The following is a 12,025-nucleotide window of genomic DNA, read 5'->3' as shown; positions in this document are numbered from 1 at the left end:
ACGCCTATGTCAAACGCGCAACTTGAAGCCGCCATCGAAGCCGCCTGGGACATGCGTGATACGATCACACCGGCCACGACGGGCGAGCAGCGTGAGGCCATCGAGGATACTCTGAATGCGTTGGACAGCGGTTCATTGCGCGTTGCCGAAAAGCAGGCAGATGGCAACTGGCACGTAAACCAGTGGGCTAAGAAGGCCGTTCTTCTGGGGTTCCGTATCAAGGATATGGAGATCCAAAATGGCGGCCCGCAAGCCGGTGGCTGGTGGGACAAGGTCGACAGCAAGTTCGCCGGTTGGGATGAGAACCAGTGGCGCGCTGCAGGTTTCCGGGCGGTGCCCAACTGCGTCGTGCGCAAGTCAGCCTATATTGCACCCGGTGCGGTGTTGATGCCGTCATTTGTGAACCTGGGTGCTTATGTGGACGAAGGCACCATGGTCGATACCTGGGCAACGGTCGGTTCTTGCGCACAGATCGGAAAGAATGTGCACCTGTCGGGCGGTGTTGGCATCGGCGGAGTGCTGGAGCCAATGCAGGCTGGTCCCACCATCATCGAAGATAACTGCTTTATCGGTGCCCGTTCCGAGGTTGTTGAAGGCTGTATTGTCCGCGAAGGTTCGGTTCTGGGCATGGGCGTATTCATTGGCAAGTCGACCAAGATTGTCGATCGCGAAACCGGTGAGGTTATGTATGGCGAGGTTCCGCCCTATTCAGTGGTTGTTGCAGGCTCGATGCCGTCCAAGAACAACGTCAGCCTGTATTGCGCGGTCATCGTGAAACGCGTTGATGAAAAGACGCGCTCGAAAACCGGGATCAACGATCTGCTGCGCGACTGATCCTGAGCTGTTTTTTTAAGATTTGGCCGCAGAATAGATGCTGCGGCCAAATCTATTATTGCTTGGGCATCAATCCTAGCACTGTCTGTTGAAAGAAATCTATTGCGGCCTCGCCGCCAGCGCCTATGGCGAGGGCGCCCACTTCGAAGCGCGGAGACTGCATGGATTTTTGCATCTTTTCGCAAACCCAGACATCTTCGGTTTGGAAATCGCCCGTTTCCAGCGGGTGTTTGGTCCAGTGCGAGGATTTGATCAGCCCTGTTTCGGCATCGTACCCGGGAATGTCAGACGCGCGGTGCGTGTAAGTAAACCAGCCCTTCGGAGACCAGTTCCGCACCCTTAATCGCATCCTGTTTGCGCTTATGGGCTCCATCGTTGAAATCGAGAATCCCCAGGGATTGGGCGTCAGGATCGTGGTTGGGAACAGCATGTAGACCCCGCCATACCCCGGAGTTTCAGCATTTTTGACGGTTTTCAAACCTGAACCTTTGGCAGAGTTTTCAACGAATTGCGGAATCCTGTGTTTCACACCTTCGCGCTCGGTCGACCACCAAATCATATTTTGACCAAACACCTCCCACAGGTTTTTGTCATGGGTCGGCCCTCCCAGCGTGTCTTTGTGCAGATAGGCGAGATGATAGCCATCAATTGCGTTCTCGAAGAAGACCTTCCAATTGCACTCGATTTCATAAACCACGTTGTCGGGATTTTCCTGCAGCTCGGTCGAGTTCAGATCATGCGGCCAGGGAACCTGATCCAGCCCGCTCAGCCAGTTGTCAAAATCCGCATCCGGGTCAGGATTAACGAAAACAAGATTGCGAAATACGCCCACAGCCGCCCCAAAAAGCGCATTGGATTTCTTGTCGAGATCAGGAAAGCACTCACGCTGGGCAGGAACTCCGCGCAAAGCACCGTCCAGATTATAGACCCAGTTGTGATAGGGGCAGACAATGGTTTTGCCTGCATTTCCGCATCCTTCCAGAAGTTCTGTGCCGCGATGGCGGCAAAGATTGTGAAACCCGCGTAACTCACCATCGGCGCCTTTGATGACAATTACGGAATTTGCTCCGGCTTTGATCGTGCGAAAATCTCCGGGTTCAGGAAAATCCATTGTCACACCGGCAAAGGTCCAGCAGCGGCTGAAGATTTGTGCTTGTTCAACCTGAAACCAATTCTCTGAAACATAGGCTTCTCGTGGTAGTCGGTTTTTCGGTTTGTCGGGTAGCGATGCCGGGGCTTGCATGTCACTTCCTTAGATTGTCAAAAATGATAATTATCATTATTGACAATAATACGATTTGTCCAGTATCCAATTTCAAGATTTCGACCGAAGGATAAGGCGGGCAGATGAAACCTGGAAACAGCCTAAGGCATCACAAATGGATGACTATCGCGGCTGTGCTGGTGCTGTTGGCATCAACACTGGCGGGGGTATATGCGATCTGGGGCGTGGTTTTTGTGTACTGGGGCGTTCTGGCAATTCGATCAGGGCAGGCCTTTCTTGTTGAAGCTATTGAGCGCAGAGAGAACCCGGTTTTATTCTGGGTGCTAACGGCGATGTGGTTCGGCTTCGGAGTACTTTACATCCTGACGGACATTTTCCCCACTCAGACCGCCTGAATGAATAGCTCATGCCCAGAACCAGTTTGAAAAACGTTCGTACGCAGGAAATACTGAGCGCATTTACCAGATGTGTCGCGCGGTATGGATTGGATGGCTCAACACTCGCCCGTATCTCCGAAGAAGCGGGGATCGCGCGGCCTCTGCTTCGTCACTACCTTGGCAATCGCGAAGAAATGATCCAGCGCCTGCTGGACCATGTTCTGAGTGATTTTGCTACGCGGACAAAAACCTTCTTCGATATGTTGCCAGCAACAGGGCGCATTGATGCTTTGATCGAAGCGTTGTTTGGACGCGTTGATTATTCTTCTGAAAGCGCCGCCGTTTTTGCGGCTTTGGTTGCGGCCTCGGAGCGGCACAAAGAAATTCGCCAACCACTGTTGCGCTTCGTATACGAGTTTGAAGACCTTATCGCTGCTGAGATCCGCGCTGAGAATACAAGCGCTGATCCGAATCTTGTGGATGTCGCGGCTGCAGGGATCACAGCGATTTACTTCAATACAGATGCGGTAATGCCCTTGGTTCCAAAGGAAGGGTGGCGCGACAGGCAGCGCGCAGCCGCATTGGTTTTGCTGGAAGCGGCCTGCCAGAGCGGTCGGACCTGAGTTGACCCACACTCTGGGTCGGCGTATTGCGGGCCTTATGCAGAAGCAAAAGAAACCTTCGCGTCAGCAAGTCTATACTCTTCTGGTTCAGATTGGCCGGAAGGATGGAGATGGTTTGCCAAAAGACGCAACCGGAGCCGCGCTGATGTGTTTTGCCAGCGGTGTGGATGAGGCAGAAGCCGTGCGTGAAACGGTGGCGATTCTAAAACAGGCCGATACCGCTCCTCTGGATGTCACCGGCTACGGCACGCTTGCCGAGCGTGAAGCGCAGGGGCACGATATCGATCCGGATGAGCGGGCATTGATGCAGCGGGCGCTGGACGAAAACGCCGTCATAGTTGCGCAGATGACGCCATTCTTTGGAGACGAGAGCCCGGCTTAGTTTCGCGCTCCGAACCATTTGCGGTAGATTTCATCATAGGTACCGTCTTCGCGAAGAGAGAGAAGCGCCTGGTTGACGTCTTCAACCAAAGGCGAACCGGTTGGGAAGGCGATGCCATAATTTTCGCGTAGGAAAATCCCGCCGGTCATACTTGCCGTTCTTCGACCCTCATGACTGGCGTAATAGGACAGAATGGGCGCATCGAATACGACTGCATCCAGATCCTTGTCTTTGAACGCAGCCAGCATGTCCTGAAGGTCGGCATAGCCCGTGAACTCGATCTCGCGGCGGTTCAGAAAGTTGGCTGCTGTTGAATCAGAGATGGTTCCGACTTGCTTGCCATAGAGGTCATTAACCGAATTCACGCTGCCGGTGATAGCATCTACAGTCATCACCGATGTGATCCGGGCCGTAAACACCGATACGATGAACAGCGAGGAAACCACCAGCACAACCCCCAGAATGCGCCCGAACGGAGTGCGGGGCATCCGCTCTTCAAATCCGCCATTAACCACGAGGTTGAGCGCCCACCAGAAGGAAGGGAACCAAGCCTCATTCAGTTTCCGGTCAAAATAGGGCTGCGCGCGTTTCTCGAAACTCCACATCAGCATGCCGCCGCCCAGAAGAATGGCAAAGGCCAGACCAATGGCGATGAACAGCTCGCGCGACAGCAGGGCGTGCAGTAAAGACGGTTGGCGCGCTGCCTCGGACGGAACCATGATCTGTAGCCCGGCTTCAAAGATGGGCTGCGTAAAATCCATGCGGGTTTCACGCATGGCGGTGATCGAAATATTTGCGATGGCCAGATCGGCTGAACCATCCTGAACAGCCCCCAGCATTTCGCCAAAGCTCTCGACACGGTTGATCGAATACTCCCAGCCCAGCGACTCAGATAATGCCGCCAGCAGGTCCATCGAGAAACCGGTCTGGACCCCGTCCTCGACAAACGAGAACGGAGGGCGGGTCACAGTTGTAACCGTGAGGGTCTGAGCCTGGCTTTGCTGCGCGAGAGTCGCGAAAGTCAGGCAGATCAATGCGAAGAAGACGCGCTTCATTTGGAATCACCTGTTTCGCGGCCCTCTAACCTAGTTCGGGGCAGCGCGGCAAGGCAGCCGCAGGGTCAAGGCTCATGTTTTATTGGGGTGCTAAAATCGAAGTCTTTGGATTTTGGTTTGGAAATCTGACTATTCGGGGTTGGCAAGCCGGGCAATTCGTTGAATCTGTGCACGAACGCCGGCATCCATCAGAACAAGAGGCCCGTTATGACCGATCCAGTTGAGCTGACCGCAAATCTGATCCGTTGCCCTTCGGTCACACCCGAAGAGGGCGGCGCGCTGGTTTTACTGCAACGTGAACTTGCGGATGCAGGTTTTGAATGCACCCGTGTGGATCGCGGAGGTGTCAGCAACCTATTTGCGCGTTGGGGGAAGAAAGGGCACGCTCGCAGCTTTGGCTTCAACGGCCACACAGATGTTGTTCCGTTGGGAGATGAGGCAGCTTGGACCGCGCCCCCGTTCGGAGCAGAAATTCGTGATGGAGTAATGTATGGTCGTGGTGCAACGGACATGAAATCGGGTGTGGCGGCCTTTGCCGCAGCAGCCATTGATTTTGTGCGCAATACGCCTCCAGATGGCGCCCTGATCCTGACAATTACAGGGGATGAGGAGGGTGACGCACTGGATGGCACCGTCGCTCTGCTGGATCACATGGATGCGACGGATGAGCGGATGTCGGTCTGTCTAGTAGGGGAACCAACCTGTCCGAATAAGATGGGTGAAATGATGAAGATCGGTCGGCGCGGCTCGATGTCAGCTTGGTTTACCGCGACCGGGGTGCAGGGGCATTCTGCTTATCCGCACCGGGCGAAAAACCCATTGCCAGCAATGGCGCGGTTGATGGATCGGCTGGCCAGTCGCGAGCTGGATCAGGGGACCGACCACTTTGATGCCTCAACATTGGCCGTGGTGACGATCGATACGGGCAATCCAGCGACGAACGTCATCCCTGCGCAATGCTCTGGAACAGTGAACATCCGGTTCAATGACCTGCACTCGGGCGCCGGTCTGAGCGACTGGTTGAAATCCGAGGCTGAATCAGTTGCCAAGGCGTTTGGAGTTGAAATCGAAACCAAGATCAAAATCTCAGGTGAGAGCTTTCTGACTCCTCCAGGTCCGCTCTCGGATCTGGTAGCGCGCGCCGTTGAGGCAGAAACCAATATCTGCCCCGAGCTTTCAACCACTGGCGGCACTTCGGATGCCCGGTTCATCAAAAAACATTGCCCAGTGGTCGAATTCGGGCTGGTCGGGCGCACGATGCATCAGGTTGATGAGTGCGTTGAGGTGGCACAAATTCATCAACTCAAGGCAATATACGCGCGCATTCTATCGGATTATTTCGCCTGATTGATGCAAAAGACTTTGGTCATCATGGTGAAAGAGCCACGTCCGGGGCGGGTGAAAACCCGTCTGGGACGCGATATTGGCATGGTCGGTGCGGCTTGGTGGTTTCGACATCAAACGCGGTCACTTGTCCGACGCCTGCGCGATCCGCGCTGGCAGATTGTTCTGGCGGTTACTCCGGATCGGGAGGGGATGAACAGCCGTGTCTGGCCAGTCGATCTGCCGCGTAAGCCGCAAGGGCGCGGAAATCTCGGTGATCGTATGGGGCGGATGCTGCGCGGTGCCCCCGATGGGCCAGTATGTTTGATCGGTGCAGATATTCCGGGGATTACACGCGTACACATCGCGCGGGCCTTCGGCGCATTGGGCCGGGCTGAAATCGTGTTCGGGCCAGCCCCTGACGGGGGCTATTGGTTGGTCGGTGCGCAGCGTTATAGCGCGTTGCCGTCAGGGATGTTCAACAACGTGCGCTGGTCGACTGAAAACGCTTTGGCCGACACGCTGGCTTCGGTAAATGGACGTCGGGTGACGTTGCTGGATCACCTGCGCGATGTGGATACCGTGGCGGATCTGCACGGCTGACCCGACAGGCCGCTTTTTGGTCATGACGCGGTCGCATGCCCGTGCTAGGCCAAACTCATGACACGCATTCCGACCAAGCAAGAGGTCCTCGATTGGATCTCGGCGAACCCTACCCTGACCTCGAAACGTGATATCGCCAAGGCCTTTGGCATCAAGGGCGCAGATCGGATCGACCTGAAGCGCATCCTGAAGGAACTTGAGGCCGAAGGGCATCTGGAAAAGCGCAAGCGCAGCTATCGTGATCCTGACCGCCTGCCGCCGGTCAGCGTGTTGCAGGTCAAGGCTCCGAACGTGGATGGCGATCTGTTTGCGCGGCCGTTGGAATGGCACGGTGAGGGGGTCGAGCCCATTATTCTGCTCATCACCCGCGCCAGCGATCCGGCATTGGGCGAGGGTGACCGCATTCTGGCCCGGCTGACCGTCGTGCACGAGGAAGACCACAATTACGAGGCACGTCTGATCCGCCGTATCGGCACCAACCCACGCAAGGTTGTCGGCATCTTCCGCAAAGGGGCCGAGGGTGGCCGGATCGTACCTATCGACAAGGCTGGTTCCACTGAATGGCTGGTCGCGGGCGGGGCAGTTCTGGGCGCCAAGGACGGGGAGTTGGTCGAGGCCGAGCAGGCCGGACCCAAGAACCGCATGGGCCTGCCACGGGCGCGCATTGTTGAACGGCTTGGCGATCCGACCGCGCCCAAGGCTGTCTCATTGATCGCCATCCACCAACATGGCATTCCTGACGATTTCCCGGACAAGGTGATTGAAGAGGCCGACAAGGCCAAACCTGTTGGCCTGAAAGGGCGCGAAGACCTGCGGGATATGCCCTTGCTGACGATCGATCCTGCGGATGCACGGGACCATGACGACGCCTGTTATGCGCACGCAGACGATGACCCGAAGAATAAAGGTGGCCATGTGATTTGGGTCGCCATCGCCGATGTGGCCGCCTATGTGACACCCGGTACGGCGCTGGATCGCGAGGCGCGCAAGCGGGGCAACTCCAGCTATTTCCCGGACCGCGTGGTGCCGATGCTGCCGGATCGCCTATCCGGCGATCTGTGTTCCCTGCACGATGGTGTGCCGCGCGCTTGTATCGCGGTTCGGATGCAGATTGATACCGAGGGTAATAAGATCGGCCACCGGTTCGTGCGCGGCCTGATGCGCTCTGCCGCCTCGCTGAACTATACCGAGGTGCAAGAAGCGATCGATGGCAATCCGAACGACCGCACCGGGCCGTTGCTGGAGACCGTTCTGAATCCGCTCTATGCCGCCTATGCCGCATTGAAAAAAGCGCGGGCGGAGCGCCAGCCGTTGGAACTGGACTTGCCTGAACGTAAGATCGTTCTGAGCGACGCAGGCGAGGTGACCAGCGTCGCGTTCCGTGACCGGCTGGATGCGCATAAGTTGATTGAGGAGTTCATGATCCTCGCCAATGTCGCCGCCGCTGAGACCCTGATCTCCAAACGCCGCCCGCTGTTGTTCCGCGTCCACGAAGAGCCCGCACCTGAGAAGCTGGAAAGCCTGAGAGAGACGGCGCAAGCAGCAGGTTTGAATCTGGCCAAAGGGCAAGTGTTGCAGACCCGCCACCTGAACGCGCTGCTGAATGCTGCCGCGGGTACCGAAGATGCCGAGCTGATCAACCTAACCACTTTACGGTCGATGGCACAGGCCTATTACAACCCTGAAAACTTTGGACATTTTGGACTGGCTTTGCGGAACTATGCACATTTCACCTCACCCATCCGCCGCTATGCGGACCTGATCGTGCACCGCGCGCTGATCACGGCCCATGGCTGGGGCAAGGACGGATTGACCGAGGAGGAAATCGCGCGGCTGGAGGAAACGGCCACCCATATCTCGGATACCGAGCGCCGATCCATGATGGCCGAGCGCGATACGACTGATCGCTATCTGGCGGCCTATCTCAGCGAGCGGGTCGGCAATGAGTTCACCGGCCGTATCAGCGGCATCGCGCGTTTCGGGGCCTTCGTGAAGATGGACGAGACCGGAGCGGACGGTCTGGTGCCCGTGCGCTCGCTAGGGCGTGAGTTCTTTCATTTTGACCGTGAAGCCGGGACGCTGATGGGTTCGGATACCGGCCTGATTATTGCCATTGGTCAGCGAGTCACCGTGCGGCTGACCGAGGCAACGCCTGTAACCGGCGGATTGGAATTGGAACTGCTCTCTATCGATGATCAAGCCCTGCCACGAGGACGCGGTCCAACCAAACGCGGGTCGCGGCGCAAGGCGGTCAGCACCAAGCGCAAGAAGGACAAAATCAAGCGAAAGGTTGAACGTAAGCGCCGTCAGAGGTGATAGGTTAGCGCGCGCGCAATGAGCCAGCCATGGCGCGTTGGATCAATCTGATCAGTCGTATTGAACAGAATGGCGCGATTGCCATCGATCTGATCCTCACCGGGAAAAGCGGAAGTGAAATCCCTCATCAGTCTGCTCTGGCAGTGCACGAACAACGCAAACCGAGCGGCTTTGTGTCCTCCCAGTCGGATCGTTGATCCCTTGGGTGCCAAATAGGCGGGCTGGCCCCACCGCAATGCTTCTTCCAGTGGCTGAGCCCGCGGTAGCGAGGTCGCAGTTTCGAAAATCAACTCGCGCAGCATAAGTGCTCCTGCGCGAGTGTCTTCTGGCAGCGCCTCGTAAGCTGCGGCGACTTTTGCATCCTCAAAGGGTGTCATGACAGTGGGATCGCCTGTTCCATTCGATCGATATAGCTGTTGAGCAGTTTATCCTGTTTAATCCGGCGGGTCAGGGGGGTGTCGGACGGTGTGGCGCGCATCGCCGCCAGCATCGGGCCGACACTCATATCCGCCGAGGTCGGTTCCTCACCCATCAGATAAGGCGATTGCCAAAGGTAGGTTGAGATAGCTTCAAGGTCGCGCTCTAGCCGGTCCTGTCGTTCTACGGGTGAGAATCGGGAAACACCCTGAAAGGCCAACCCTTTGACAACGGATTTACGGATCGAGTTCGAGACCGGCTTGCGGATCAGTGCTGGAATGACTGTGAAGAACGTATCGCGCAGGATTGGCCAGACCTCATCATTGGCCCAGCGATCCTGGACGACATGGAAGTAAAGATGTTCCTCGGCCATGCGGATTAGGGTACGGGATTGGGCTTTTTGCAGGCCATTCAAACCGGCATCGAAATCTGCACCCTGAGACTCGAGCCACTCGCGGATCAAGTCGCTGTCGGGGATCAGGCGCTCGGGTGTGCGCAGAACCGGTAGTTTCTGATGCGGCATCTTGCGGGGGTCCAAAAGGTCGGACCGCTGCCAGCGCTGTCCTGCCCGTTGAAGCATCAGGGCGGTTTTCACACAGAACGGGCTGGCACTGAACAGGCCGAACGCAGAGGGGAAAGTAAGAAGGGTCAGCATCATCAGCTCCATAATTAGGATGTCCGAGGGATACGCCTGACTAATGACAGTTTCTGACATTAGGTTTAGGTTAGTGTGCAGTATGTCTCGTACCGCTCGCCTGTTTCAGTTGATGCAAGCCCTGCGTTCTGGCCCATCACCCAGAACGTCGGTGCAGTTGGCACAGGATTTGGGTGTTTCACCGCGTACAATACATCGGGATATCGATGCTTTGCGTGCTCTGGGGGCCGTAATAGACGGCGAGGCCGGATTTGGGTTTACCCTGGTCGAAGATGCAACTTTGCCACCACTGGGTTTTACCAATGACGAGCTTGAAGCGTTGGTATTAGGTCTACGAGAGGTGCAGTTGATTGGCGATCCGGCGCTGTCTGATGCGGCAAGCGAGGCCTTGCGAAAGCTGCAGGGCCGGTTGCCGCAGCGCCAATCCCACCGACTAAGTCATGCTGTTCTGACTGCCACGCGGTTTGACAGGCCAGCGGTGCCAACAATTGATGTTGCAGTCTTGCGCCAAGCAGCATGGGACGAACGCGCGGTTGAGTTTGCCTATACCGATGCCAAGGGCGCGGGAACCCGGCGTCGGGTCAATCCACTGAGTATCGTCTACATGGATCGCGCCAGCGTTCTGCTCAGCTGGTGTCACTTGCGCGAGGACTTTCGCGTTTTCCGGCTGGACCGTATGCAAGACATGGGCGTGTCCGACGAAAGTTTCCGCCCCAAGCGCGTGTCGTTACTGCGAGAGGCGATTGCCCGTATTCGTGCTGAACGCGAGGCACAGGAACAGGAAAGCTAATTTTCTACATTTTGAGAAATACCGATTGTGCGCTATCATTGCACCTGAGCAGTAATCAGGAAAAATCGGAATGCGTAAGTGCGTAGGTGGCGTCATGACCGCCGCATTATGGGCATCCATCGTGCAGGCGGATACAACAGACAAATCAATACGGCCTCTGGCCCGACCATTGGTCGACAATATTCAACTGGCTTCGGCAGACGTCATGGTTTCGGTAAGACCAGTATTGCGTCCTGAGGTCGAGCACTATCGCGTATCAGCCGAAGGGAACGCGCGATTCCAGGCTTGGCTTGAAGCGTTTCGCGAGCGGGCCCGCGCTCAAGGAATCTCGGCCCGAACGCTGGACCGAGCGTTGGCCGGGATGACCTATGACAGCGACACCATCAAACGAGATCGCAATCAGGCCGAGTTCTCAAAACCGATCTGGGAGTATTTGGATTCGGCAGTTTCAAAAACGCGGATTTCGAATGGACGCGCGGGCTTGGACCGGCACCGGGAGACTCTGACCCGGATTGAGGCGCAATATGGCGTTGAAAAAGAGGTTGTCACCGCGATTTGGGGACTCGAAACCTCGTTTGGAACTTATCGGGGCGGCAATCAAACTATCAGATCGCTCGCGACACTGGCCTTTGATGCACGGCGGGCGAGTTTCTTTGAATCCCAGCTTATCGCGGCCCTTCAGATCCTGCAGTCCGGGGACGTGGATGCTGTGAATATGGTCGGCAGTTGGGCCGGAGCGATGGGGCACACGCAGTTCATGCCGACCTCATTTCTGGATCACGCAGTAGATTTCGATGGCGATGGGCGGCGCGATATCTGGTCGGATGATCCAACTGATGCTCTGGCGTCAGCCGCCGCCTATCTGGCAAAGCATGGATGGACCAAAGGCCAACCATGGGGGGTAGAGGTCAAGTTGCCATCCGGCTTTGATTATGCAGATGCAAGACGAGACGTTACACTGACGCCGTCAGAATGGGCGGCCCGAGGAGTTCTGGCGCACACAGGCCAAGTGGTGCCCGACTATGGAAAAGCGGCAATTCTGTTACCAGCGGGCGGCCGTGGTGTTGCTCTGATGATTTTCGACAATTTCAAGGTGATCGAAGCATACAATGGTGCCGATGCTTATGTGATCGGGATCGGGCATCTGTCTGACCGAATTGCAGGCGGTGCTCCGTTTCAAGCCGAATGGCCACGTGGAGATCGCGTGCTGAGTTTTACCGAAAAGAAAGAGTTGCAGCGTCGGTTGACGCAGGCTGGGTTTGATACTCAAGGGATTGATGGTCGCACCGGTCCGAATACGATCAATGCGGTCCGAGCTTTCCAGGTCGCTCAAGGGCTGGTTCCGGACGGGTACCCGTCGCTCAGTCTGCTGGAGCGGATGCGTTGAAAGTAAGGGCGGACCAAATGGGCCGCCCTTTGATCGTT

Annotated in this window: 13 protein-coding genes; 9 read left to right on the top strand and 4 right to left on the bottom strand. The window is 56.6% G+C overall.

The window, feature by feature from the left end; genetic code table 11:
- The first annotated feature begins 6 nt into the window (after positions 1-6).
- Positions 7-834 carry a 2,3,4,5-tetrahydropyridine-2,6-dicarboxylate N-succinyltransferase gene (dapD, locus tag ACRZ91_RS12655; protein WP_010440698.1) on the top strand — a complete coding sequence of 276 codons (828 nt, stop codon included), beginning with the start codon at positions 7-9 and terminating at the stop codon, positions 832-834.
- Between the two features lie 55 nt (positions 835-889).
- Here the strand turns inward: dapD and ACRZ91_RS12650 are convergent, their stop codons facing one another.
- Positions 890-2,077, bottom strand: a complete 1,188-nt coding sequence (locus ACRZ91_RS12650) for an aromatic ring-hydroxylating oxygenase subunit alpha (RefSeq protein ID WP_480905826.1) — start codon at positions 2,075-2,077, stop codon at positions 890-892.
- A gap of 104 nt (positions 2,078-2,181) precedes the next feature.
- Between ACRZ91_RS12650 and ACRZ91_RS12645 the strand changes: the two genes are divergently transcribed.
- From ACRZ91_RS12645 to ACRZ91_RS12635, 3 genes are read left to right on the top strand one after another with little or no spacing between them, the layout of a single operon-like run.
- Positions 2,182-2,454: a hypothetical protein gene (locus ACRZ91_RS12645; RefSeq protein ID WP_260023317.1), complete on the top strand. Its 273-nt coding sequence runs from the start codon at positions 2,182-2,184 to the stop codon at positions 2,452-2,454.
- Positions 2,455-2,465: 11 nt separating this feature from the next.
- The gene (locus ACRZ91_RS12640; RefSeq protein ID WP_170780883.1) at positions 2,466-3,059 is read left to right on the top strand and encodes a TetR family transcriptional regulator; all 594 of its coding nucleotides are present in this window, start codon (positions 2,466-2,468) and stop codon (positions 3,057-3,059) included.
- Positions 3,060-3,096: 37 nt separating this feature from the next.
- Positions 3,097-3,441 (top strand): hypothetical protein, encoded by a 345-nt coding sequence (locus tag ACRZ91_RS12635; RefSeq protein WP_010440705.1) that lies wholly within the window; start codon positions 3,097-3,099, stop codon positions 3,439-3,441.
- Here ACRZ91_RS12635 and ACRZ91_RS12630 read toward each other — a convergent pair.
- Positions 3,438-4,496: a transporter substrate-binding domain-containing protein gene (locus ACRZ91_RS12630; RefSeq protein ID WP_010440707.1), complete on the bottom strand. Its 1,059-nt coding sequence runs from the start codon at positions 4,494-4,496 to the stop codon at positions 3,438-3,440. The two genes, ACRZ91_RS12635 and ACRZ91_RS12630, sit on opposite strands and share 4 nt — an antisense overlap.
- A 207-nt stretch (positions 4,497-4,703) precedes the next feature.
- Here ACRZ91_RS12630 and dapE point away from each other — a divergent pair, with 207 nt between their 5' ends.
- From dapE to rnr, 3 genes are read left to right on the top strand one after another with little or no spacing between them, the layout of a single operon-like run.
- Positions 4,704-5,843: a succinyl-diaminopimelate desuccinylase gene (gene dapE / locus ACRZ91_RS12625; RefSeq protein ID WP_170476379.1), complete on the top strand. Its 1,140-nt coding sequence runs from the start codon at positions 4,704-4,706 to the stop codon at positions 5,841-5,843.
- 3 nt (positions 5,844-5,846) lie between these two features.
- Positions 5,847-6,422: a TIGR04282 family arsenosugar biosynthesis glycosyltransferase gene (locus ACRZ91_RS12620; protein WP_480905822.1), complete on the top strand. Its 576-nt coding sequence runs from the start codon at positions 5,847-5,849 to the stop codon at positions 6,420-6,422.
- A gap of 57 nt (positions 6,423-6,479) precedes the next feature.
- On the top strand, positions 6,480-8,738 hold the full coding sequence (gene rnr / locus ACRZ91_RS12615; RefSeq protein ID WP_480905819.1) for a ribonuclease R: 2,259 nt from the start codon (positions 6,480-6,482) through the stop codon (positions 8,736-8,738).
- On the opposite strand, the gene ACRZ91_RS12610 is transcribed toward rnr, so the two are convergent.
- Positions 8,729-9,115 carry a DUF1801 domain-containing protein gene (locus ACRZ91_RS12610; protein ID WP_480905816.1) on the bottom strand — a complete coding sequence of 129 codons (387 nt, stop codon included), beginning with the start codon at positions 9,113-9,115 and terminating at the stop codon, positions 8,729-8,731. The genes rnr and ACRZ91_RS12610 overlap by 10 nt on opposite strands.
- Complete coding sequence (locus ACRZ91_RS12605; protein WP_480905813.1) at positions 9,112-9,810, bottom strand: glutathione S-transferase family protein; 699 nt, start codon at positions 9,808-9,810, stop codon at positions 9,112-9,114. Before ACRZ91_RS12605 ends, ACRZ91_RS12610 begins: the two co-directional genes overlap by 4 nt.
- Before the next feature lie 82 nt (positions 9,811-9,892).
- On the opposite strand from ACRZ91_RS12605, the gene ACRZ91_RS12600 reads away from it, so the two are divergent.
- Both ACRZ91_RS12600 and ACRZ91_RS12595 read left to right on the top strand, forming a co-directional pair.
- Positions 9,893-10,600, top strand: a complete 708-nt coding sequence (locus tag ACRZ91_RS12600; RefSeq protein WP_260023311.1) for a helix-turn-helix transcriptional regulator — start codon at positions 9,893-9,895, stop codon at positions 10,598-10,600.
- Between the two features lie 70 nt (positions 10,601-10,670).
- Positions 10,671-11,987 carry a lytic murein transglycosylase gene (locus ACRZ91_RS12595; RefSeq protein WP_480905810.1) on the top strand — a complete coding sequence of 439 codons (1,317 nt, stop codon included), beginning with the start codon at positions 10,671-10,673 and terminating at the stop codon, positions 11,985-11,987.
- The last annotated feature ends 38 nt before the right edge of the window (positions 11,988-12,025 follow it).

The organism is Ruegeria sp. O11 (assembly GCF_056535285.1).
Note: the sequence above shows the minus strand (reverse complement) of the source record. Positions and strands in the feature narration are given on the sequence as shown.